This window comes from Streptococcus sp. CF7_Ac1-12 (assembly GCF_024295905.1).
Lineage (GTDB): Bacteria > Bacillota > Bacilli > Lactobacillales > Streptococcaceae > Streptococcus > Streptococcus mitis_AP.
The window spans coordinates 16999-43715 of record NZ_JANCPG010000003.1 but is presented as its reverse complement, the minus strand read 5'-3'; the positions used below and the strand labels follow the sequence as shown (position 1 = coordinate 43715).

Annotated in this window: 13 protein-coding genes; 6 read left to right on the top strand and 7 right to left on the bottom strand. The window is 38.3% G+C overall.

The features are described 5' to 3' along the window. Positions 1 to 177: 177 nt before the first annotated feature. The 6 genes from NMM17_RS02270 to xerS all read left to right on the top strand — a co-directional run bounded on the left by NMM17_RS02270 (position 178) and on the right by xerS (position 17461). Positions 178 to 6762, top strand: coding sequence for a ZmpA/ZmpB/ZmpC family metallo-endopeptidase (locus NMM17_RS02270; RefSeq protein WP_254753751.1), 6585 nt, complete (start codon positions 178 to 180; stop codon positions 6760 to 6762). Between the two features lie 43 nt (positions 6763 to 6805). Continuing rightward, the gene (locus tag NMM17_RS02265; protein WP_254753750.1) at positions 6806 to 12397 is read left to right on the top strand and encodes an SIALI-17 repeat-containing surface protein; all 5592 of its coding nucleotides are present in this window, start codon (positions 6806 to 6808) and stop codon (positions 12395 to 12397) included. Positions 12398 to 12645: 248 nt separating this feature from the next. Next, positions 12646 to 13497 carry a ribosome biogenesis GTPase YlqF gene (gene ylqF / locus NMM17_RS02260; RefSeq protein ID WP_000201307.1) on the top strand — a complete coding sequence of 284 codons (852 nt, stop codon included), beginning with the start codon at positions 12646 to 12648 and terminating at the stop codon, positions 13495 to 13497. Then, positions 13484 to 14263 carry a ribonuclease HII gene (locus NMM17_RS02255; RefSeq protein ID WP_000201107.1) on the top strand — a complete coding sequence of 260 codons (780 nt, stop codon included), beginning with the start codon at positions 13484 to 13486 and terminating at the stop codon, positions 14261 to 14263. Before ylqF ends, NMM17_RS02255 begins: the two co-directional genes overlap by 14 nt. 16 nt (positions 14264 to 14279) lie before the next feature. Beyond that, positions 14280 to 15830: a ClC family H(+)/Cl(-) exchange transporter gene (locus NMM17_RS02250; protein WP_000392572.1), complete on the top strand. Its 1551-nt coding sequence runs from the start codon at positions 14280 to 14282 to the stop codon at positions 15828 to 15830. Positions 15831 to 16390: 560 nt separating this feature from the next. Beyond that, the gene (xerS, locus tag NMM17_RS02245; protein ID WP_000817849.1) at positions 16391 to 17461 is read left to right on the top strand and encodes a tyrosine recombinase XerS; all 1071 of its coding nucleotides are present in this window, start codon (positions 16391 to 16393) and stop codon (positions 17459 to 17461) included. A 73-nt stretch (positions 17462 to 17534) separates the two neighbouring features. Here the strand turns inward: xerS and NMM17_RS02240 are convergent, their stop codons facing one another. The 7 genes from NMM17_RS02240 to NMM17_RS02210 all read right to left on the bottom strand — a co-directional run bounded on the left by NMM17_RS02240 (position 17535) and on the right by NMM17_RS02210 (position 26714). Continuing rightward, complete coding sequence (locus NMM17_RS02240) at positions 17535 to 18524, bottom strand: lipoate--protein ligase (protein WP_000873981.1); 990 nt, start codon at positions 18522 to 18524, stop codon at positions 17535 to 17537. A 61-nt stretch (positions 18525 to 18585) separates the two neighbouring features. After that, a complete protein-coding gene (gene lpdA / locus NMM17_RS02235) occupies positions 18586 to 20289 on the bottom strand; it encodes a dihydrolipoyl dehydrogenase (RefSeq protein WP_254753749.1) in 1704 nt (567 codons plus the stop codon). 45 nt (positions 20290 to 20334) lie between these two features. Further along, positions 20335 to 21378, bottom strand: coding sequence for a dihydrolipoamide acetyltransferase (locus NMM17_RS02230; RefSeq protein WP_000752715.1), 1044 nt, complete (start codon positions 21376 to 21378; stop codon positions 20335 to 20337). 534 nt (positions 21379 to 21912) lie between these two features. Next, a complete protein-coding gene (locus NMM17_RS02225; protein ID WP_000448731.1) occupies positions 21913 to 22905 on the bottom strand; it encodes an alpha-ketoacid dehydrogenase subunit beta in 993 nt (330 codons plus the stop codon). A gap of 15 nt (positions 22906 to 22920) precedes the next feature. Next, positions 22921 to 23889 carry a thiamine pyrophosphate-dependent dehydrogenase E1 component subunit alpha gene (locus NMM17_RS02220; protein WP_000105367.1) on the bottom strand — a complete coding sequence of 323 codons (969 nt, stop codon included), beginning with the start codon at positions 23887 to 23889 and terminating at the stop codon, positions 22921 to 22923. A 153-nt stretch (positions 23890 to 24042) separates the two neighbouring features. Then, positions 24043 to 25404 (bottom strand): MATE family efflux transporter, encoded by a 1362-nt coding sequence (locus tag NMM17_RS02215; RefSeq protein ID WP_000284943.1) that lies wholly within the window; start codon positions 25402 to 25404, stop codon positions 24043 to 24045. A gap of 41 nt (positions 25405 to 25445) precedes the next feature. Next, entirely contained in the window at positions 25446 to 26714 is a 1269-nt protein-coding gene (locus NMM17_RS02210; RefSeq protein WP_254753748.1) for a dihydroorotase, read from the bottom strand. Positions 26715 to 26717 lie beyond the last annotated feature (3 nt).

The following is a 26717-nucleotide window of genomic DNA, read 5'->3' as shown; positions in this document are numbered from 1 at the left end:
CAAACCCTGCTCCTTCGTATTTTATATATAAAACAAAGTATGAAAACGTAACGCAATTTTAAGACTTTTTGGTAAATTAAGAGTATAATTAAAGTGTGGTGCCTTTTTTATAGATAATACGCTAATATATTAAAGGCCTTCGTAAGATAAATATAAATTTTATTTCAAGGAGGAATAATGGAAAAGTATTTTGGTGAAAAACAGCAGCGTTTTTCATTTAGAAAATTATCAGTAGGACTTGTATCTGCGACGATTTCAAGTTTATTTTTTATGTCTGTTTTAGGTAGTTCATCTGTGGATGCTCAAGAGACTAAAGGTGTTCACTATAAATATGTGACAGAGTCAGAGCTATCATCAGATGAGCAGAATAAGCTTATCTATGATATTCCGACATACGTGGAGAATGATGATGAGACTTATTATCTTGTTTATAAATTAAATTCCCAAAATCAACTGGGGGAATTGCCAAATACTGGAAGCAAGAATGAGATGCAAGCCCTGGTTGCTGGTGCTAGCTTAGCAGCTTTGGGGATTTTAATTTTTGCCGTTTCCAAGAAAAAAGTTAAGAATAAAACGGTATTACATTTAGTATTGGTTGCAGGAATAGGAAATGGTGTTCTTGTATCGGCTCATGCTTTAGAAAATAATCTTTTGCTAAATTACAATACGGACTATGAATTGACTTCTGGAGAAAAATTACCTCTTCCTAAAGATATTTCAGGTTACACTTATATTGGATATATCAAAGAGGGAAAAACGACTTCTGAGTCTAAAGTAAATAATCAAGAGAAATCCGTAGCCACTCCTACAAAACAACAAAAGGTGGAATATAGTGTTACACCGAATTTTGTAGAGAATCCATCAACAGTACAAGCTATTCAGGAACAAACACCTGTTTCTTCAACTAAGCCGACAGAAGTTCAAGTAGTTGAAAAACCTCTTTCTACAGAATTAACGAATCCAAGAAAAGAAGAGAAAAAATCTTCAGATTCTAAAGCACAATTAGCCGAACATAAGAATCTAGAGACGAAGAAAGAGGAGAAGATTTCTCCAAAAGAAAAGACTGGAGTAAATACATTAAATCCACAGGATGAAGTTCTATCAGGTCAGTTGAATAAACCTGAACTCTTATATCGTGACGAAACTATAGAGACAAAAATAGATTTTCAAGAAGAAGTTCAAGAGAATTCTGATTTAGCTGAAGGAACTGTAAGAGTAAAACAAGAAGGTAAATTAGGTAAGAAAGTTGAAATTGTCAGAATATTCTCTGTAAACAAGGAAGAAGTTTCGCGAGAAATTATTTCAACTTCAACGACTGCGCCTGTTTCAAGAATAGTAGAAAAAGGTACTAAAAAAGCTCAAGTTATAAAGGAACAACCTGAGACTGATGCAGAACATAAGGAAGTACAGTCTGGAGCTATTGTTGAACCCGCAATTCAGCCTGAACTACCAGCAGCTGTAGTAACCGACAAAGGTGAGCCTGCAGTCCAGCCAGCGTTACCCGAAGCTGTAGTAAGTGACAAAGGCGTACCTGCAATTCAACCAGCTTTACCGGAAGCAGTTGTAAGCGATAAAGACAAACCAGCAATTCAGCCAGAGTTACCAGAAGCTTTAGTCACGGGAAAAGGCGAACCTGCAATTCAACCAGCTTTACCAGAAGCGGTAGTAGGTGATAAAGGTGAATCTGAACAGGTAGCCCCACTTCCAGAATACACAGGAGTACAAGCTGGAGCGTTAGTAGAACCAGAAAAAGTAGAAGCGCCAAGAGAATATACAGGGATACAAGCTGGAGCAATAGTAGAACCAGAACAAGTAACTCCACAACCAGAGTACAAGGGGACTCAGTCTAGTGCCATCGTCGAACCAGAGACCCATGCTTCCTTACCAGAATATACAGGTGAGCAATCGGGAGCTGTTGTAGCCCCTGAGACAGCTGAAAAACCAGAATATACCAGCACCCAGTCTGGAGCAATAGTCGAGCCAGAGCAGGTAACACCGCTACCTGAATACACAGGAGTACAGGCTGGAGCAATAGCAGAGCCTGAGAAAGTGGAAGCTCCGAGAGAATATACGGGTATACAAGCTGGAGCGTTAGTAGAGCCGGAGAAAGTAGAGCCAACTAGAGAGTATTCTGGAAGTATTGAACAACCAAGTACAGAAGAGACTAAACCAAATAATGAAAATACTAATACACCAGAAGAAATGAGTATTCAGAAAAAATCTAGTGCGTTAATTAATATGACCTTTATTACAGATTCGACGAAGGGAACTGGAGTGGGATCAGCTACTTTTATTGCACCAAATGTACTTTTAACAGTAGCTCATAATTTCATTAATAATTCTTCTGATAATACTACAGGTAAATTCATAGGGGATGAAACCAAAAATACATATGAATGGGTAACTCCCGATGGGCGAAAAGGAAGATTTACTGCTAAGGATATTCATTTTTATAATCAAAAAGATTATCCAAAAGGATTTATCTATGATTTAGCAGTGGTTAAGCTACCTGAAACAACTGGCAGAGAACATGTAGAATTAGTTAAAAATTATACTAAAGTAAATCTTAATGACAAACTAAATGTTCATGGATATCCAGGTGGGGAATATACGCACTTAAAAGATGCTACAGTAGAAATGGAGCAAAAATATGCGAATAATACCTACGGTGTTCAATATCAAGGTGGAAAACCTGGTATGAGTGGTGGAGGAATATTTAATGCTAATGGTGAAGTTATTGGTGTCCACCAAAATGGTGCTAAGAACCGTTCAGGAGGATTAATATTATCTCCAACACAATTAGACTGGATTAGAAGTATTATAAATGGTAAAGAAATTACTCCGACATATGATGCACTAGAACGTCATAAAGATGAGAAAAAAGACGATGTTAAAGAAGAAGACGTTAATAAGAAATTAGAGCTTAGAAATATATCTTCTGTAGAACTATATTCAAAAGAAGGTGATAAGTATCGTCATGTAACTTCATTAGATTCTGCACCAAATGACCCACAAAATTACTTCATGAAAGTTAAATCAGAGAACTTTAAAGATGTGATGCTACCAGTTACAAGCATTACTAATGCTAATAAAGATAATAGAGATGTTTATAAAATAGTAGCAAGTGCAAATAATCTGATACATCATGAAAATAATAATGTATTAGAAAATTATACTTACTATTTACCAAAAACTCAGCAAAGTGAAACTGGTGTCTATACATCATTTAAAAATTTAGTAGATGCAATGAATAGCAATCCTAATGGTACATTCCGTTTAGGAGCAACTATGGATGCTCGTGAAGTCGAACTTCCAGATGGTCAAGAAAGTTATGTGAAAAATGAATTCCACGGTACACTAATAGGTCAAAATAGTAATAAGTATTACGCTATTTATAATTTGAAAAAACCATTATTTGGGGGATTAAATGGTGCTACAGTAGAAAACCTTTCACTAAAAGATGCTAATATTTCTGCAAAAGATGATACTGCAACACTTGCAAAAGAAGCGAATAGCAATACCCATATTGATAATGTTCATGCTGCTGGAGCAATAGCTGGTGAACGTGGAATAGGAGGATTAGTATCACAAGTTAATAATTCTACTATTTCTAACAGTAGCTATACAGGTAGAATAACTAATACATATAAAACAGTAGCTAGTTATCAGATTGGAGGTTTAGTAGGTAAACTTTCAGGTTCGGGAGCATTAATAGATAAGTCGATTGCATCTATCGATATGGCGACGAATGCAACGCAAGGTGATCAGTCTATTGGCGGAATAGCTGGTGCAGTAATTGATAATGCTGTGATAAGCAGTAGTTATGCTGAAGGGAAACTAAATAATGTTAAACCTTTTGCTTATGTAGGTGGTGTAGTTGGAGACCTTTGGGATCCAGTGGATGGTTTAGAAAAATCTGGAAAACTATTAAATGTACTAAGTGATGTTGATATTACGAACGGTAATGCTATAACTGGTAAAGACTTTACTAGGATGAAAGCAACTTCTGTTTATAGCAACAAAAATAATAAGGTTGTGAACGTAGTACCAGAAGATGATGAAATCTTAACTAAGGATTCTGTTGTTCAAAGAGGAGAGGTATTAGAAGACGCACATATTAGAGAGAAAAAAGCTGCTTTTGCGACTAAGAATACTATTAAAACAGAAGACTTTAATTTATCTTCTAGATATGTAACTGACTATAGAAATCTTGAGAATGCTGATTCATCAAAAGAAAAAGTATATAAAAATATAGAAAAACTATTACCGTTCTATAATAGAGAAACAATAGTTAAGTACGGGAATTTAGTAGAGTCAAGTAGTAATCTTTATAATAAAGAATTATTATCAGTTGTTCCAATGAAAGATAATGAAGTAATTAGTGATATTAACAAATACAAATCAAGTATAAATAAACTATTACTATATTACGCGGACAATACATCAGAGACAAAAAATATAGAATATCAAAATGATTTTTCAAATGTAGCAGAGTATAGAATAGGCGGTACAAACTTAATTTATACACCGAATACATTACTTCGCAATTATAATAATATTTTAGATGAAGTATTACCAGCATTAAATAGTGTAGAATACAAATCAGACGCAATTAGAAAAGTATTAGATGTTTCTAAGGATGTTAGTTTAACGGAGTTATATTTAGAAGATCAATTCAATACTACTAAACATGATTTGAGAGACAGTTTAACAAAACTACTTACTGCAGATGCTGCAATAGTGGAAAATAACAATAAGACAATAGATAATTATGTAATCGAAAAAATTAAAAATAATAAGGAAGCTTTACTTCTAGGATTAACATACTTAGAGCGTTGGTACAATTTTAAATATGGTGATACAAAAGCGAAAGATTTAATCATGTACCACTTGGATTTCTTCGGTAAATCAAATAGTTCAGCGTTAGATAATGTTATCGAACTAGGTAAATCTGGATATAATAATTTACTAGCGAAAAATAATGTTATAACTTATAATGTTTTATTAGCGAAAAATTATAAAACTAATAATTTATTTGATGCATTAGAAAAATATAGACAAGCATTCGTGCCAGATAAAACCAATAACGAGTGGTTTAAAGAACAAACTAAAGCCTATATAGTAGAAGAAAAATCTACGATTAAAGAGGTAAGTGATAAACAATCAAAAGCAGGCACTCCGCAATCTATAGGGGTATATGATAGATTAACTAGCCCATCTTGGAAATACCCAAGTATGGTCTTGCCGCTATTAACATTACCTGAAAAATCGGTGTTTATTATAGCCAACATTTCGACTATAGGATTTGGTGCTTATGATAGATATAGAAGTAAAGAACATCCAGCAGGAAATAATTTAAATGACTATGTTGAGGCAAAAGCTAGAGAAGCGGCTGCTAGATTCAGAGATCACTATGATTACTGGTATAAAATACTAGATGATAAAAATAAAGAAAAATTATATAGAAGTGTTCTAGTCTATGATGCATTTAGATTTGGTACAGATGAAAAAGAAGATAAAGATACATACCAAGCAACTTTTGAAACTGATCATCCAGCAATAAAACACTTCTTCGGTCCAGCAGGAAATAATGTTGTTCATAATTCTAATGGAGCATATGCTACGGGGGATGCATTCTACTATATGGCATATCGTATGCTTGATAAAGATGGTGCGGTAACTTATACACACGAAATGACGCATAACTCAGATAGAGAAATTTATCTTGGAGGATATGGAAGAAGGAATGGACTTGGACCAGAGTTTTATGCTAAAGGATTGTTACAAGCTCCTGATCATCCATACGATCCTACTATTACGATTAACTCTATATTGAAGTATGAAGAAGCAGAAAATCCAACTAGACTTCAGGTAAAAGATCCTACAAAACGATTTAATAATGCAGAAGATTTGCAAAAATATATGCATAATATGTTTGATGTAATTTATATGCTAGAATATCTAGAAGGTAATGCAGTTGTTAAATTAGAGATTGATAAGAAAAACGAGTTATTGAGAAAAATAGAAAATAAATTTGAAACAGATCCAGATGGAAGTAAGGTTTATGCAACTAATGTTGTTCGTTACTTAACAGTTGAAGAGCTTAATAAGTTAAATTCATTTGATAGTCTAATTGAAAATGATGTTATTACTAGAAGAGGATACGAAAATGACAACGATAATACCTTTAAACGAAATGGATATTATACAATTAAACTATTTTCACCAATATACGCAGCTTTAAGTAATAATGAAGGAACACCGGGTGATTTAATGGGACGTCGTATGGCGTTTGAATTATTAGCTGCAAAAGGATTTAAAGATGGAATGGTACCATATATTTCTAATCAATATGCAGAAGAAGCAAAAGCTAAAGGTAAAGTGATTAAGTCATATGGTAAAGTAGTCGGTAATGTAACTGATAAGTTAGTGCTTGAGAAAGTATTTAATAATCGTTATTCATCTTGGGTAGAATTTAAAAAAGCAATGTATGATGAACGAATAGCTAAATTTAATAATCTAATCAGTATTAGTTTCTATAATCCAAATGTAAGTTTCTCAAGAAATAGTAAGGTAACAATAACTAATATTGATATGCTTCGTAAAATGATAACTGAGGCTGTTAATGCTGATGCAGAGGATGAACGTGTAAATATTTATCCTGAATATAGTAGAGTTCATAAACTTAAACAAGCAATCTTTAAAGCATATTTAGATCAAACTAATGATTTTAGAAGTTCAATTTTTGAGAATAAAAAATAGTGTTTGCTATTAGGAAATAAAAAGTAAAGGTAGAGGATTACAATTGTCATTATTAAAAAAAGATAAATTTTCCATTCGGAAAATAAAAGGTATTGTTGGCTCAGTATTCTTGGGAAGTCTTTTATTTGCACCGTCAGTTGTGGGGGCATCCACATATCACTACTTAGATTATGCTAATTTGACGCAAAATGAACGTACGCACCTGAAATCAGGTACTCCCGATGAATCAAAAGAGTCATATGCCTTGGTTTATGAAAAAGACGCATTACCAAACACAGGAAGTTCTCAATCTATTATGACTGTATTTGGTTTATTGACCATAGGTAGTCTTGTTGTAGTTATTACAAAAGATAAGAGAAACAAAAAAATAGCTACATTTTTGATTGTAGGGGCGACAGGTTTAGTTACACTATCAACTACTTCAGCACTTAATTTGAATGCTAACATCCATGAGTCTGGACGTGATGGTGTGTTGCAAATTTCTGGTTATAGATATGTTGGTTACTTGGAGTTTGATGATAGAACTGTTTCGTCGGTTTCTCCGACCTCAACTGTTTCGCCAGTTGAGCAACCCAAAGTTATAGCAGAGAAAGGCGAACCTGAGGTTCAGCCAGAATTAGCAGAAGCAGTCGTAACCGACAAAGGCGAACCTGCAGTTCAAGCAGAATTACCAGAAGCTGTTGTAACTGAAAAGGGGGAACCTGAGGTGCAAGCAGCTTTACCAGAAGCTGTTGTGACTGACAAAGGCAAACCAGAAGTTCAGCCAGCATTACCTGAAGCCATAGTCACTGAAAAGGGGGAACCGGAAGTTCAGCCAGCGTTACCAGAAGCGGTTGTGACTGACAAAGGGGAACCAGAAATTCAACCAACATTACCTGAAGCTGTTGTGACTGATAAAGGAGAACCAGAAGTTCAGCCAGCGTTACCAGAAGCGGTTGTGACTGATAAAGAGGAACCGGAAGTTCAACCAGCTTTACCAGAAGCGGTTGTGACTGACAAAGGCAAACCAGAAGTTCAGCCAGCATTACCTGAAGCCATAGTCACTGAAAAGGGGGAACCGGAAGTTCATGAAAAACCAGCATACACTGAACCGGTAGGCACAGTTCCAGACGATGCTCCTAATGCTGAGAAACCAGAATATACTGAACCTGTAGGTACAACAGGAGTAGATGAAAATGGCAACTTGATTGAGCCACCTGTTATCAACATTCCAGAGTATACTGAACCAATATCTACAGTTTCAGAAGTTGCACCAGAAAGAGAAGAATTGCCTTCTCTACATACCGATATCCGGACAGAGACTATTCCTAAAACGACTGTAGAAGAATCTGATTCTACCAAATTTATAGGCGATGATTCTATTAAACAAGTTGGTGAGGATGGCGAACGTCAAATTGTTACTAGCTATGAAGAGTTACATGGCAAAAAAATTAGTGAACCAGTTGAAACAGTAACTATTTTGAAAGAAATGAAGCCTGAAATTCTTGTAAAAGGTACAAAAGAAAAGCCTAAAGAAAAAACGGCTCCTGTTTTGACTTTGGAGCGAACAGATACAAATGTATTAGACCGCTCCGCAAATCTTTCTTATCATTTGGTTAATACAGATGGAGTCAAGATCAATAAAATTACTGCGACAATTAAAGATGGAAATGAAATTGTCAAAACAGTAGATTTAACTTCAGAGCAATTAGATAAGCAGGTAGAAGATTTAAAATTCTACAAGGACTATAAGATAGAAACCACTATGACCTATGACCGTGGTAAGGGAGAAGAAACTGCAACATTAGAAGAGAAACCACTTCGCTTGGATTTGAAAAAAGTTGAAATTAAAAATATCGCATCTACTAATTTAGTGAAGGTAAATGACGATGGTACTGAAACACCTAATGATTTCATGACTGAAAAACCTTCAGATGAAGATGTGAAGAAGATGTACTTGAAAATCACTAGTCGTGATAATAAAGTAACACGTTTAGCAGTTGATAAGATTGAGTTGGTGACTGAAAAAGAAAAAGAACTTTTTAAAATTACAGCAACTGCTCAAGATTTGATTCAACATACAGACCCAACTAAGGTTCGTAATCAGTATATTCACTACCTCGAAAAACCTGTACCAAAAACGGATAATGTTTACTACAACTTTAAAGAGTTGGTTGAGGCGATGAGAGCGGACATGAAAGGTACGTTTAAAATCGGTGCCGATTTGAATGCTACGAATGTTCCTGCTGCTGGTAAACAATATGTACCTGGGACATTCCAAGGTCATTTATCAAGTGTCGATGGTAAGCAATACACGATTCATAACATCGCTCGACCGTTATTTGATCGTGTTGAAAATGGTTCAATTAAAAACATTAATCTAGGTAATGTTGATGTCAATATGCCTTGGGCTGATAATGTAGCACCTCTTGCTAATATGGTTAAGAATGCTACTGTTGAAAAAGTTAAAGTTACAGGTTCTGTTGTTGGCAATAACAATGTTGCTGGTATTATTAACAAACTCGACAAAGGTGGTAAATTGAATGACGTTGCCTTCATTGGTAAAATACATTCATTCGGTGACAAAGGTTGGAAAGTAGCTGGTATTGTTGGTGAAATCTGGAAAGGTAACGTAGATAAAGCCTATGTTGAAGCCGATATTACAGGTAATAAAGCTAAAGCTGGTGGTATTGCAGCAACAACCGATAACGGCATGGATAACAACACTGTTGGTAAAGAAGGTTCAATTCGCCATTCTGTGGCAAAAGGTACGATTGATATTCAAAATCCTGTTGAAGTTGGTGGATTTATCAGTTCGAACTGGGTTCTAGGTTTACTAGAAGACAACGTTTCTATGATGAAAGTTACCAAAGGTGAAATCTTCTATGGTTCTAAGAACATTGACGAAGAAGACGGTTATTTTTCAGGAAATCGATTGAATAGAGATTTCGTTGTTGAAGGTGTAAGCACAGGTACTTCAAGCTTTAAACGTTCTAAGAACGTTAAGACTATTAAAACAGAAGAAGCGAATAAGAAAATTGAAGGATACGGTATTACGGCTAACACCTTTGAGATTAAAAATCCTGTTGTAAACAAATTGAATGTGTTGACTTCTCGTGAAAATGAGTATAAGACAACTCAAGACTACAAAACAGAACGTGATTTAGCATATCGTAACATTGAAAAGCTTCAACCGTTCTACAACAAAGAGTGGATTGTTAACCAAGGTAATAAACTAACTGAAGATTCAAACTTGTTGACAAAAGAAGTGTTATCAGTTACAGGAATGAAAGACGGACAATTTGTAACGGATTTATCAGATATTGATCATGTGATGATTCACTATGCAGATAAGACTAAAGAAATCAAAGCTGTTCATCAAAAAGAGTCTAAAGTAGCGCAAGTTCGTGAGTATAGTATCGATGGATTGGGTGACATTGTTTATACACCAAACATGGTTGATAAAAATCGTAATCAATTGATTCAAAACATTAAAGGTAGGTTAGCGACTGTTGAATTAATTTCTCCTGAAGTACGTGCCTTGATGGGTAATCGGGATAGAGCTGAAGAAAATACAGAGGAACGTAAAAACGGTTATATCCGAGACCTTTATCTCGAAGAAAGTTTTGCTGAAACGAAAGCTAATCTTGATAAATTGGTCAAATCTTTGATTGAAAATGCTGACCATCAATTAAATAGTGACGAAGCGGCTATGAAAGCACTTGTTAAGAAGGTGGATGAAAATAAAGCTAAAATCGTGATGGCTCTTACTTACCTTAATCGTTACTATGATATCAAGTATGGGGATATGACTATCAAGAACTTGATGATGTTTAAACCTGACTTCTATGGTAAGTCAGTTGACCTTCTTGATTTCTTGATTCGAATTGGATCAAGCGAGCGAAATATCAAGGGCGACAGAACTTTGGATGCTTATCGTGATATGATTGGTGGAACTATTGGTAAAGCTGAATTACATGGCTTCTTAGATTACAACATGCGTCTCTTTACTAACGATACTGATTTAAATGATTGGTTTATCCATGCGGCTAAGAATGTATATGTATCAGAACCTCAAACAACGAATCCTGATTTTGCTAACAAACGTCATCGTGCATTTGATGGTTTGAACAATGGTGTTCATAATCGTATGATCCTACCTCTATTAACGCTTAAGAATGCACATATGTTCTTGATTTCAACTTACAATACAATGGCTTATAGCTCTTTTGAGAAATATGGTAAGTATACAGAAGAAGCTAGAAACGAATTTAAGAAAGAGATTGATAATGTTGCGAAAGGTCAACAAACTTACCTTGATTTCTGGTCACGTTTAGCATTGCCAAGTGTACGTGACCAATTACTCAAGAGTCAAAATAGGGTTCCGACACCTGTTTGGGATAACCAAAACTATCATAACGTTGAAGGTGTAAATCGTATGGGTTATGATAAGAACAATAAACCAATTGCACCTATTCGTGAATTATATGGACCAACTTGGAAATTCCATAATACCAACTGGAATATGGGAGCTATGGCATCTATTTTCCCAGATCCTAATAATAATGACCAAGTTTATTTCATGGGAACAAATATGATTAGTCCGTTTGGTATTTCAGCCTTTACTCACGAAACAACACACGTTAATGATAGAATGCTTTACTTCGGTGGTCATAGACACCGTCAAGGTACAGACGTCGAAGCCTATGCGCAAGGTATGTTACAGACACCTGATAAATCGACAGGAAACGGTGAATATGGCGCTTTAGGTTTGAATATGGCTTATCATCGTGAAAATGATGGTAATCAATGGTACAATTATAACCCTGATAAGCTTCAAACTCGTGAAGATATTGATCGCTACATGAAGAACTACAATGAAGCGTTAATGATGTTGGATTATGTTGAAGCAGATGCTGTAATTCCAAAATTAAATGGTGATAATAGCAAGTGGTTCAAGAAAATTGACAGAGTCGATAGACATGTTGATGGCTTAAATAATTTAACTGCTCCACACCAATGGGATAAAGTTCGTGACCTAAATGACGGAGAGAAAACTAAACCATTGGCAAGTATTGATGATTTGGTTGATAATAATTTAATGACCAAACATAACAATCCGGGTAATGGTGTGTTCCGACCAGAGGACTTCACGCCTAATTCAGCATATGTTAATGTTCAAATGATGGCTGGTATTTATGGTGGTAATACAAGCAAAGGTGCTCCAGGTTCATTATCATTCAAGCATAATGCCTTCCGTATGTGGGGTTACTTTGGCTATGCAAATGGATTTATCGGATATGTATCTAGTAAATACCAAGGTGAAGCTGATAAACAAAATCAGGGTAGATTGGGTGATGATTTCATTATCAAAAAAGTTTCAAACAACCAATTCTTAAACCTTGAAGATTGGAAGAAACATTGGTATCATGATGTGAAAGCCAGAGCTGAAAAAGGATTTACAGAGATTACAATTGATGGACAAACCATTCACAATTATAACGAATTGAAAGCCTTATTCGACAAAGCTGTCACAGAAGACCTCAAGAAAGCTGGAAACTACTCAAATACTGAGAATTTGAAATCCAAAGTATTCAAAGCACTTCTTAAAAACACAGACGGTTTCTTTAATCAACTGTTTAAAAAAGACATTTAAATGTTTAAAATATAAAGGAGGCAGTTTTTTGCTCCCTATGAAAAGTCATCATTTGATGGCTTTTTTCTATACAGGGAGCTTAAAAGGCTATCATCAGACAAAATAGAGAAGGCATGATATAATATAAGGTAGATTTCTATGTAATTAAACAAGAACTGTTTGGACATCATTTGAAAACTCTCTATGTTCAAGCTATAGTAAAATAAAATAAGTTCTCTAAACCCTTGCTACGAAAGGAAAAAAACTCAATGGCTACTATTCAATGGTTTCCTGGTCACATGTCTAAAGCACGTCGACAGGTGCAGGAAAATTTAAAATTTGTTGATTTTGTAACGATTTTGGTGGATGCACGCTTACCTCTATCTAGTCAAAATCCTATGTTGACAAAGATTGTTGGCGACAAACCAAAACTCTTGATTTTAAACAAGGCAGACTTGGCTGACCCAGCAATGACCAAGGAATGGCGCCAGTATTTTGAATCACAAGGAATTCAGACGCTAGCTATCAACTCCAAAGAGCAAGTGACTGTAAAAGTTGTAACAGATGCGGCCAAGAAACTCATGGCGGATAAGATTGCTCGCCAGAAGGAACGCGGCATCAAGATTGAAACCTTGCGTACCATGATTATTGGGATTCCCAATGCTGGTAAATCAACTCTCATGAATCGTTTGGCTGGTAAGAAAATTGCTGTTGTCGGTAATAAACCAGGTGTGACAAAAGGACAACAATGGCTCAAAACCAATAAAGACCTAGAAATCTTGGATACACCGGGGATTCTCTGGCCTAAGTTTGAGGATGAAACTGTTGCTCTTAAGTTGGCCTTGACTGGAGCTATCAAAGACCAGCTGCTTCCTATGGATGAGGTAACTATTTTTGGTCTCAATTATTTCAAAGAACATTATCCAGAAAAGCTGGCCGAACGCTTCAAACAAATGAAAATTGAAGAAGAAGCGCCTGTTATTATTATGGACATGACCCGCGCCCTCGGTTTCCGAGATGACTATGACCGCTTTTACAGTCTCTTCGTGAAGGAAGTCCGCGATGGCAAACTCGGTAACTATACCTTAGATACATTGGAAGACCTCGATGGCGACGATTAAAGAAATCAAAGAACTTCTTGCAACGGTCAAGGATTTAGAAAGTCCTGTTTTTTTAGAACTTGAAAAGGATACTCGCTCTGGAGTTCAAAAGGAGATCAGCAAGCGTAAAAAAGCCATTCAAGCTGAATTAGATGAGGATCTTCGTTTGGAATCCATGCTTTCTTATGAAAAAGAACTTTACAAGCAAGGATTGACCTTGATAGCAGGTGTTGATGAGGTCGGCCGTGGTCCTCTGGCTGGGCCTGTAGTCGCTGCAGCTGTTATTTTACCTAAAAATTGTAAGATTAAAGGCCTAAATGACAGCAAGAAAATTCCTAAAAAGAAACATCTAGAAATTTATCAAGCCGTCCAAGACCAAGCCTTATCAATCGGCATTGGAGTCATAGATAATCAGGTCATCGACCAAGTCAATATCTATGAAGCGACCAAATTAGCCATGCAGGAAGCAATTTCCCAGCTCACTCCTCAACCTGAGCATCTCTTGATAGATGCCATGAAACTGGAGTTGCCGATTTCACAAACCTCCATCATTAAAGGAGATGCAAACTCTCTCGCCATTGCAGCAGCTTCCATAGTAGCAAAAGTGACACGTGATGCATTGATGAAGGAATACGATCGGCAGTTCCCTGGCTATGATTTCGCTACTAATGCAGGATATGGAACAGCTAAACACCTGGAAGGACTCGAAAAACTAGGAGTTACCCCAATTCACCGAACCAGCTTTGAACCCGTTAAGTCACTGGTCTCAGGAGAAAAAGAAAGTTAAGTTAGAAGGAATGATTATGGAGGAACAGTCAGAAACACTCAGCTCCAAGAAAGAATTTGCCTTTGCCTCAAGCACCATATTATCCCAAGTTGGACGAGGAATCATCGTCGGTCTTGTCGTTGGGATCATTGTTGGATCTTTTCGATTTTTAATCGAAAAAGGATTCCACCTGATACAAGGACTTTATCAAGATCAAGCGCACCTAGTGCGCAATCTTTTTATCATTGGTCTATTTTATTTAATAGTTTGTTGGCTCAGTGCGAAATTAACTCGATCAGAAAAAGATATCAAAGGTTCAGGAATCCCTCAAGTTGAAGCCGAATTAAAGGGACTCATGACCCTCAACTGGTGGGGAGTTCTTTGGAAAAAATATATTCTAGGAATTCTAGCTATTGCCAGTGGACTCATGCTAGGGCGTGAAGGGCCAAGTATTCAACTTGGAGCAGTTGGTGGTAAAGGTATTGCCAAGTGGCTCAAATCCAGTCCAGTTGAGGAACGTTCCTTGATTGCTAGTGGAGCTGCAGCAGGATTAGCCGCAGCCTTTAATGCTCCGATTGCAGGACTTCTCTTTGTGGTAGAAGAAGTCTATCATCATTTTTCGCGCTTTTTCTGGGTCTCAACTCTCGCAGCTAGTCTCGTAGCAAACTTTGTTTCCCTACTCATATTTGGTCTAACGCCAGTGCTGGATATGCCAGATAACATCCCTCTCATGACACTTGATCAGTATTGGATTTACCTCCTTATGGGAGTTTTTCTTGGACTATCTGGTTTTCTCTATGAGAAAGCTGTGCTCAATGTTGGTAGAGTTTATGACTGGCTTGGTCAAAAAATCCGTTTGGATAGAGCTTATTATCCAATTCTGGCCTTCATTCTCATCATACCAGTGGGGATTTTCTTACCACAAATCCTTGGTGGTGGGAATCAGCTGGTTCTTTCCTTAACTGAGCAAGATTTTAGTTTCCAAGTTCTATTAGTTTACTTTTTGGTTCGCTTTGTTTGGAGCATGATTAGTTATGGAAGTGGCCTTCCAGGAGGAATTTTCCTACCAATTTTGGCGCTTGGCTCCTTACTTGGAGCCCTAGTTGGTGTCATTTGTGTCAATCTTGGACTTGTCAGTCAAGAGCAATTCCCTATATTTGTCATTCTGGGAATGAGTGGCTATTTTGGAGCAATATCTAAGGCACCCTTAACCGCTATGATTCTGGTAACCGAAATGGTAGGAGATATTCGCAATCTCATGCCACTTGGATTAGTAACCCTAGTTGCCTACATCATCATGGATCTACTCAAGGGTGCACCGGTCTATGAGGCTATGTTGGAAAAAATGCTGCCTGAAGAAGCGACAGATGAAGGAGAAGTTACCCTCATTGAAATTCCTGTATCAGACAAAATTGCTGGGAAACAAGTACATGAACTCAATTTACCACACAACGTCCTCATCACAACCCAAGTCCATAATGGCAAGAGCCAAACAGTTAACGGCTCAACCAGAATGTATCTCGGAGATATGATTCACCTAGTTATTCCAAAAAGTGAAATTGGAAAAGTCAAGGATTTGTTGTTATAGGAGTTTTTTACATAATTTATGTTATGTAAAAATAAATTTCTTAATTAAATATATTAGAAAACCGATTCTCAGCAATGAGATCGGTTATTTTTTACAGATAAGATATTTCACATACAAATAATTGAACTTTGGTAAAAATAAGACTATAATCAAGTTAGAAATAATAAAGCATAAAGCTAGAAAGGAGTTTACTGTATCAAATCTGTACAGTAAGATTAAAATCATGAAAAAGAAAACAATAGCAATTATACAATGTATTTTGTATCTCATAGCTCCTTATATAGCTCTTCAGCTATGCAGAATGAACAGAAGTTTCGTTACTGATAATCTCTTTTTTATTTTCTTTATTCTGTTGACTATTTCATTCTGGTTTAGTATTTGGAAACTAGAAAAAGCACTTGATAATGATTCACAATAGAAACTCCAAAGATTTAGATTCGTTTTACACAGGTCTAAGTCTTTTTAAAACTCTATAACATCTTTCCGAAAAACTATAATTTTCTTGAAAAATATATGAGTCTATGCTATACTACTAGTAGACTTATTTATGGAGAAAATACATGAAACGTGAGATTTTACTGGAACGAATCGACAAATTAAAACAAATCATGCCCTGGTATGTTCTGGAATACTACCAATCTAAGCTGGCTGTGCCCTACAGTTTTACAACCCTGTACGAATACCTCAAGGAATACGATCGATTTTTTAACTGGGTTTTGGAGTCTGGTATTTCAAACGCTGATAAAATGTCTGATATTCCTTTATCTGTCTTGGAAAATATGTCTAAGAAAGACATGGAATCTTTTATCCTTTACTTACGTGAACGTCCTTTGCTGAATGCTAATACAACCAAGCAAGGAGTTTCTCAGACAACCATCAATCGGACTTTGTCAGCACTTTCTAGTCTTTACAAGTATCTGACCGAGGAGGTTGAAAACGACCAGGGCGAACCTTATTTCTATCGTAATGTAATGAAGAAAGTTTCAACCAAGAAAAAGAAAGAAACTCTTGCTGCAAGAGCTGAAAACATCAAGCAAAAACTCTTTCTTGGTGATGAAACAGAAGGTTTTCTAACTTATATCGACCAAGAGTACCCACAACAGCTCTCCAATCGAGCTCTCTCATCATTTAATAAGAACAAGGAACGTGATTTAGCAATTATTGCCCTTCTCTTGGCGTCTGGTGTCCGCTTATCTGAAGCTGTTAATCTGGATTTAAGGGATCTCAATCTCAAAATGATGGTTATTGATGTCACTCGAAAAGGTGGCAAACGTGACTCAGTCAATGTCGCTGCCTTTGCAAAACCTTATCTAGAGAATTATCTAGCCATTCGTAATCAACGCTATAAGACAGAAAAAACAGATACAGCCCTTTTTTTGACACTCTACAGAGGGGTTCCCAATCGTATCGATGCTTCCAGTGTGGAAAAGATGGTTGCTAAGTACTCTGAGGACTTCAAAGTGCGTGTAACCCCCCACAAACTACGACATACCCTAGCAACTAGGCTTTATGATGCGACTAAATCGCAAGTTTTGGTTAGCCATCAGCTAGGACATGCCAGTACACAAGTCACTGACCTCTATACCCATATCGTCAATGACGAACAAAAGAATGCTCTAGATAATTTATGAAATACATAAAATAAATTATGTAATATATCATTTTAATAAAAGAAGCTGGTCCTACAACCAACTTCTTTTTGATTTATCCAACTACCGCTTCAGCGATTTCTTCACGGCTAATACCAGCGAAGTAACGTGTAATATCGATAGTTTCTAGGGCTTTAAGGACATCTTCGCGTTCGTATTTGACGCCACGAAGGACATCTTCTACTGCAGCAACGTCTTCAATACCAAAGAAGTCACCATAAATCTTGATATCTTGGATTTTTGATTCGAGAACATTAGCAAAGATTTCCACTTTACCACTGGTGAATTTGGTTCCACGACGGACGTTAAATTCAGGTGACTTACCATAGTTCCAGTCCCAAGTTCCAAACTTAGTATCCTTGATACGATTGATTTCAGCTAATTCTTCCTCAGAAAAAACGTATTCTGTCATTTCTGGGTACTCTTTTTTCATGTATTCCAATAGCAAATCACGGAATTCTTCGACAGTGATTTTTTCTGGTAATTCATTGATAATATTGGTTACACGGGCACGAACCGATTTCACACCTTTTGATTCAAATTTATCTTTTGAAACCTTAAGGGCATTTGCTAGGACTGATAAATCAACGTCAAAGAGCAAGCAACCGTGGTGCATGATACGGCCATTGATATAGGCTTGGGCATTTCCACAGAATTTCTTACCATCAATCTCAAGGTCATTACGACCTGTAAACTCAGCTTTAACCCCAAGTTGAGCCAAAGTATTGATAACTGGAGTTGAGAAGCTCTTAAAGTCAAAGGCCTTGTTTTCATCTTCTTTTGAGATGATCGTGTAGTTTAGGTTATTTAAATCGTGGTAAACAGCTCCACCACCACTGATACGGCGGACCACCTCAATGCCATTTTCGCGAACATAATCACGGTTGATTTCTTCGATAGTATTCTGGTGACGACCAACAATGATAGATGGCTTGTTAATCCAAAGTAGGAAGATTTGATCCTCATCCAAAAGGTGTTTAAAGGCATATTCTTCCAAGGCGATATTAAAAGCGGTGTCGTTTGAATGATTGATAATGTATTTCATGAGATACCTTCTTATACGATAGAGACTGGAAAATATCTTTCCAGTCTATTCTATCTTTCTTTTATTTTTTCTTAGGTGAGTGGATGGCCATTCCTAAAACATCTGCAAATGCTTCGTACATCACTTCAGAGTAGGTTGGGTGTCCGTGGATGGTCTTCAGCATTTCTTCAACAGTGATTTCCATTTCGATAATGCTTGACGCTTCATTGATCAATTCTGCAGCTGCAGGACCGATGATATGAACACCAAGGATTTCTCCGTATTTCTTATCAGCGATGACTTTTACGAAACCTTGAGCTGCATCTGATGCAATGGCACGACCGTTAGCAGCAAAGTTGAATTTACCGATAGCAACATCATATTTCTCACGAGCTTGCTCTTCTGTTAAACCGACTGCTGCTACTTCAGGAAGAGTGTAGATAGCTGCTGGAGTCAAGTTCAACTTAGCAACAGCATGGTTTCCTTTAAGGGCATTTTCAGCGGCAACTTCCCCCATACGGAAGGCTGCGTGCGCTAACATCTTAGTACCATTAATATCACCTGGTGCGTAGATACCTGGAACAGAAGTTTCCATGTATTCGTTGACCTTGATACGACCACGATCCAATTCAAACTCAACCTCTCCAATACCTTCAAGGTCTGGCACACGACCAATTGAAAGAAGAGCTTTGCTTGCGATGATATCATCTTTTCCTTCAACCTTGATACGAAGTTGACCATTTTCCTCGACGATTTCTTGCAGTTTAGTACCAGTCAAGATGGTCATTCCTTTACGCTCAAGGATCAAACGAAGGTTCTTAGAAACTTCAGCGTCCATAGCTGGGACGATACGGTCCATCATTTCGATGACAGTCACTTTTGAGCCAAATGTCATGAAGGCCTGACCGAGTTCGATACCGACAACCCCACCACCGATGATAACAAGACTTTCTGGAACTTCATTCATTTCAAGAATGTCGTCACTAGTCATCACAAGTGGAGATTCCATACCAGGGACGTTGATCTTGCTGACTTTTGAACCACCAGCAAGGATGATTTTTTTAGTTTCAAGCAATTCCGAACCATTTACCAAGACGTTCTTGTCTTTAGTGATGGTACCAATTCCCTTATGAACAGTAACTCCATAACTACGAAGAAGACCTGCAACACCGCCAACCAAAGTATTGACAACTTTAGACTTAGTTTCAAGGAGTTTTTCCATATCTACAGTGAAGTTAGGATTTTCAATCACGATACCACGGTTTGCGGCATGACCGATGTTTTCAATGATTTCAGCATTGTGAAGGTAGGTCTTGGTTGGAATGCATCCACGGTTCAAGCACGTTCCACCAAGTTCAGATTTCTCAACGAGGGCAACCTTACCGCCGAGTTGAGCAGCTTTAATGGCTGCAACATAACCAGCAGGACCTCCACCAATCACAACGATATCAAAGGCATCATCGCTCTTACCATCGTCGTTTGAGGCACTTGCTGTAGGTGCTGGGCTAGCTTCTGGCGCTACCGCTCCAGCTGTTGGGATATTTTCCCCTTCTTCACCAAGGTAACCGATAACTTCCGTTACTGGAACCGTTTCACCGTCCCCTTTGAGGATAGCAATCAAGTAACCATCTTCTTCGGCTTCCAATTCCATGCTGACTTTATCAGTCATGATTTCTAAAAGGATTTCTCCTTCTTTTACAAATTCTCCGACTTTTTTATTCCATTGGACGATTTGTCCTTCTGTCATATCCACGCCGGCTTTTGGCATAATTACTTCTAAGGCCATGTCTTCCTTCCTTTATCTATATCTTAAAAATGAGTACTCTTGTTCTTAAATCAACATTGAGATTGGATTTTCAATCAATTCTTTCAAGTCTTTCATAAACTTAGCACCAGCCATACCATCTACAACACGGTGGTCAATGGTTAATCCTAGACTCATGATTGGGCGAATCACAATTTCACCATTGACGACAACTGGCTTCTCAATTGTCGAACTCACACCAAGGATAGCTGAGTTTGGTTGGTTGATGATCGGACCAAAGGACTGAACACCAAACATTCCCAAGTTACTGATTGTGAAGGTTGAATTTTGAAGTTCACTTGGAGCCAATTTGCCATCCAAGGTACGGCCAATCACATCTTTAAAGGCTACAACCAACTCTGACAAGCTTAGTTTTTCAGCATTGTAAACAACAGGTGTCATCAATCCATTATCCATACCAACTGCCATGGCAAGGTTGACATAGTTGTGAGTGATAATGGTCTTGCCATCTTCTGTCAATGAAGCGTTGATGTATGGGTGTTTCATAAGAGTCTTAACAACCGCAAGTGAAAGAAGGTCTGTTACAGTAGTCTTCTTCCCAGTTGCTTCCATGATTGGCTCCAGAACCTTCTTACGAAGAGCCAACATTTCCGTCATATCAACTTCATAGTTGAGGGTGAAGGTTGGAGCAGTTAGGTAAGATTCAACCATACGTTGGGCAATAACCTTACGCATTGGTGTCATTGGAATACGCTCAATTTCACCGTATGGTGTTACATTATCAGGAACTTCTTCCACTTTTTCAATCTGGGCAGGAGACTTGATGGTATCGTTTTCGATATTTTCAGGAAGCAAGGCTAAAACGTCCTTCTTCATGATTTTACCACGATGACCCGTTCCTTGGATTTCCTGCCAAGCAATATTATGTTCGAGGGCAATTCGTTTTGCAAGTGGCGAAATGCGAACCACGTTTGTGTCTTTATAAGTTTCCACGTCTTCTTTGTGGACACGACCGTTTGCACCTGAGCCAGAAACGTCGTAGAGGTTGATCCCTAAATCATCCGCTAACTTTCTAGCTGCAGGAGTCGCTCTTAGCTTGTCATCAGCCATGACCTCTCCAATTCTAATTATGATACTAAGGGCGTTAAAAGCGACTGAAAAATAGGAAATCTACGCGGGCTTCGATGAAGCCAAGGAGATTTATCTTTTTTCCGAGCTTTTAGCCCGTGTTCAACTCTACAAGTAACTTGGACACGGAACGCGTCTCAAGTTACTACGGTTGCCGCTATCAGGCGGTCAACCTTGTAGACTTACTAAGTCGTTCGTCGAATATTATCGATTCGACTCCCTCCTGTCGCAACTTTGCAAGTAACTTGGATACGTAATGCATCTCAAGTTGCTACGGTTGCCACTATTACGCGGTCAACCTTGTAGACTTACTAATTCATTCGTCGAATATTATCGATTCGACTCTCTCATGTCACAACTTTACAAATAAGTTGGATACGAAATGTATCTCAAGTTATTACGGTCGACGCTATCAGGTGGCCAACCTTGTAGACTTACTATATCTTTCGTCGGTTATTTTCGAACCAACACTTCTTGTGACAAGATACGTCTTTACATAATTTATCTTATGTAATTCTATTCTTTGTTATAGGTTTTACGGATGGCATCTTTGATGCTTTCAACTGTTGGAATCATTGCATTTTCTAGGTTTTGTGCGTAAGGCATTGGCACATCTTCTCCTGCGCAACGGCGGATTGGTGCATCTAGATAGTCAAATGCCTCTGATTCTGAAATAATTGCTGAAATCTCTCCGATATAGCCACTTGTTTTGTGGGCATCGTTGACCAGAACAACCTTACCAGTCTTCTTAACTGAGTTAATAATGATATCCTTATCAAGCGGAACAAGTGTACGTGGGTCAACAATTTCAACAGAAATTCCCTCTTCAGCCAATTCTTCAGCAGCTTGAACCACACGGCGAAGCATTTTTCCGTAAGTAACAACTGTTACATCCGTTCCTTCGCGTTTGATTTCCCCAACTCCAAGTGGAATTGTGTAGTCTGGATCAACTGGCACTTCCCCTTTTTGGTTAAATTCTGACTTGTACTCAAGAATAATAACTGGGTTGTTATCACGGATAGAAGACTTGAGCAGTCCTTTCATGTCAGCAGGTGTACCTGGAGCCACAACCTTAAGTCCAGGAATATGAGTAAACCAAGACTCTAGAGATTGCGAGTGCTGGGCTGCAGAACCAACTCCGTTACCAGCTGCGCATCGAACAGTCACTGGAACCTGACCTTTACCACCAAACATGTAACGAGTTTTAGCAGCTTGGTTAACGATATTATCCATGGCAATAACCGAGAAGTCCATGAAGGTCATATCAACAATTGGACGAAGTCCTGTCATGGCTGCTCCTGCTGCTGCTCCAGAGATAGCAGCTTCAGAAATCGGACAGTCACGAACACGTTCTGGGCCAAATTCTTCAAGCATTCCGACAGAAGTACCGAAGTCTCCTCCGAAGACACCGACGTCTTCTCCCATTAAGAACACATTTTCATCGCGACGCATTTCCTCAGACATAGCAAGGATAATGGTGTCACGGAAGGACATTGTTTTTGTTTCCATTTTATCTCTTTCTCCTTAGTCTGCGTAAATATCTTCAAATGCTGATTCAAGCGGTGGGAATGGACTTTCCTCTGCAAATTTAACAGAAGCTTCTACTGCTTCCTTGACTTGCGCTTGGATTTCTTCCAATTCTTCGGCACTTGCAATGTTATTTTCAATGAGGTACTTGCGAAGGTTTTCGATTGGGTCTTTTTGTTTCCACAATTCCACTTCTTCACGCGTACGATATTTACCAGGGTCAGATGATGAGTGACCAAGCCAGCGATAAGTAACACTTTCAATCAAGACTGGACCGTTGCCACCACGAACATGATCTACGGCTTTCTTAAATCCTTCATAAACGTCGATGACATTGTTTCCATCTTCGATGAACATTCCAGGAATTCCATAAGCAGCGCTACGTTGATGGATATGTTCTACATTAGTCATTTTCTTGATATCCGCAGAGATTCCATAACCGTTGTTGATGCAATAGAAAATGACTGGCAGGTTCCAGATAGAAGCCATATTTACTGCTTCATGGAAAACACCTTCGTTGGTCGCACCATCTCCAAAAAAGCAGACAACGATTTTACCGGTATTTTGCATTTGCTGACTGAGGGCTGCACCGACAGCGATCCCCATACCACCACCTACGATACCATTGGCACCAAGGTTCCCAGCATCAAGGTCAGCGATATGCATAGAACCACCTTTACCTTTACAGGTTCCAGTGTATTTACCAAGGATTTCAGCCATCATTCCATTAAGGTCAATTCCTTTGGCAATAGCTTGTCCGTGACCACGGTGGTTTGAGGTAATTAGATCATCTGGGTTGAGAGCCAACATAGCACCCACGTTAGCTGCCTCTTCTCCAACAGAAAAGTGCGTCATTCCTGGCACTTTCCCTTTCTTTACTAATTGCGCAATTTTTAAGTCCATACGACGGATTTCTTCCATCTTACGGAACATCTCTAGCAAAAGATTTTTATCTAAAGTTGACATCTTCTTGCCTTTCTAAGTTTCTTCTTACCTTACTATTTTACCGTTTTTGGCAAATACTGTCAAAGTTTTTCTTAAGAAAAATTCACAAAATAAAAAAGAAAACCCCATGAAAACAAGGGATTTGCTTACAAAGAATATTTTTTCACAAACTTTTTAGCATTTAGATTTTGCCAAAGATTCAAATCTCTTCATAATCACAGTTAAACGCCAACGGTAGAGAGCCCCACTTATGATTAGACTAATAATCAAACCAATCCAGTAAGAATAAGCTCCAAAATCTGTTAGGGAATCAAAGGCCATAGCTACTGGGATTGCTACACCCCAATAACCAACCAAACCAAGGTAAAAAGGAATCACTGTATCCTTATAACCCCTTAAAATTCCCTGAAGCGGTGCTGCAAAGGTATCTGCTAACTGGAAGAAAAGACTATAAGACAAAAAACTCGCTGTCAAATCGATAAATTCTGGGTCGTTACCATAAAGACTGGCCACATTTCCCCTAAAAATGTAAAGGAAAGATAAGGTGAAGCCTGCAAAAATAAGGGCTGTCCATCTTCCTAGACTAATATAGGTTTTCGCATCATCAAATCGCTTGGCTCCCACTTCATAGGAAACAACAATAGCCATAGCCGATGAGATACTCATAGGAAAGGCGTACATGAGAGTTGAAAAGTTCATAGCTGACTGGTGACTAGCTATTATCAATGAAGAGAACTTAGCCATAATCAAGCCAACCACTGAAAAGATAGCCACTTCCGCGAAGACAGTTCCCCCAATAGGCAGACCCAATCGAACTCCTTCCTTGATTTTATTCATATTAAGTGGAATTCGTTTCTCAAGATGTAGGGCTTTGAGTTTCTCCTGTTTAAATAGAACCAGAACAGAAATTCCCAGCAAGACCCAGTAGGCTAAAGAAGTACCTAAACCAGAACCAGCACCTCCCAGTTCTGGAACACCAAAGGCCCCGAAAATCAAGAGATAGTTAAATCCACTATTGAGAGGAAGCAACAAAAGCATGAGATACATGGACAGTTTGGTCAAGCCCAGCGAATCCAGCAAGGAGCGAATGACACTAAAGAGCAAAAGGGGGATAATCCCGATAGATAAAAACCAGAGATAGCGAACTGCTACTGCCGCCACTGGTGCTTCTAGTCCAAGATGATTCAAGATTGGTGGTGCCAAGAAAAGTACCATCCCCAGCAAGACCATAGATAGTCCCAAAGCCAAATAGATAAATTGGTAAAAATCAGACGCAACTTCTTCCTTTTTACCTCGCCCAAGATGGTGACCAATGATAGGCACCAAGGCTGATACAATACCTGTTAGAAAGGTAAAGAAAGGATTCCAGATACTGGTTGCCATAGACACACCAGCCAAGTCCATGGTGTTGTATTGACCTGTCATAGTCGTATCAACAAAGGAGGCAGAATAATTTGCAAATTGATAAATCAGGATAGGGAAAAATATCTTTAAAAATAAGATAAATTTGTCTTTAAAATGATGGGTTTGGTACATATAGGCTCTCTATTCTTTTTGTTTACAGAGCAGACTCCCACCTAGTTTTGATAGACAATTTGTCCCTTACAGATGGTATATTTAACCTGCCCTTTTAAAGTTTCACCGATGAATGGTGAATTAGCTGCTTTTGAAGCAAAATGGGAGTCCACCAGGCGGTCAGCCTTAGCATCAAAAATAGTGATGTCCGCTGGACCATTCTCAGCCAAGTAACCTGCTTCAAAGTTGTAAAGCTTGGATGGGTTGTATGTCATTTTTTCAAGTAATTCCATCAAGCTTAACTCACCAGCTTCCACCAAATAAGTTAAACCGAGAGAAAGAGATGTTTCCAAACCAGTCATACCAGATGGTGCTTTGGTAATATCTTCGACATTTTTCTCATCTGCATGATGAGGCGCGTGGTCAGTCGCGATAACTGTGATGATGCCTGATTTAAGACCTTCGATAACAGCACGACGGTCTGATTCCAAACGAAGTGGCGGATTCATCTTAGCATTGCTACCTTGTGTCAAAAGGAGCGCTTCGGTCTTGGAGAAATGCTGTGGCGCTACTTCTGCCGTGACTTGCGCACCTAGCCCCTGAGCAAACTGAACTACTTTGACACTTTCTTCCTTAGACAAATGTTGAATATGAACATGGGCCTTGGTTGCATAGGCAATCATGACATCACGCGCCATCATAGCATACTCAGCCACCCCAGTCGCACCGCAGATATGGAAATGTTCTTTAGCAATATTTTCGTTAAAGCCAAGAACACCGTTCAATCCTGGATCTTCCTCATGTAGACTAATAAAGGTATTAAGCTTTTTGGCTTCCTCCATGGCTTCCTTGACAACTTTACTGCTTTCAAGTGGAATACCATCATCAGAAAAACCAACAGCTCCAGCTTCTAAGAGTGCTTTAAAGTCAGTCAAATCTTGCCCATTAAAATTCTTAGTAATGGTCGCAACCGTCTTAACATTAATCTTCTCTTTGGCAGCTGACTGGAGAACTTCTTGCAAAGTCTCTACATCCGAGATGGTTGGACTGGTATTAGCCATCATGACGACAGTAGTAAAACCACCTGCAGCGGCTGCTAGGGCACCAGTATGAATGTCTTCTTTATGTGTTTGTCCCGGTTCACGGAAATGAACATGAATATCGACCAAGCCAGGAGCAACTACAAGACCTGTAGCATCTATGATTTCTGCTCTTTCTTCCGTGATCTCAGGCGCAATTTTGACAATTTTCCCATCTTGGACTAAGACATCGCACACTTGATCCAAACCAGACTTGGGATCCATTACACGACCGTTTTTGATTAGTAGCATCTG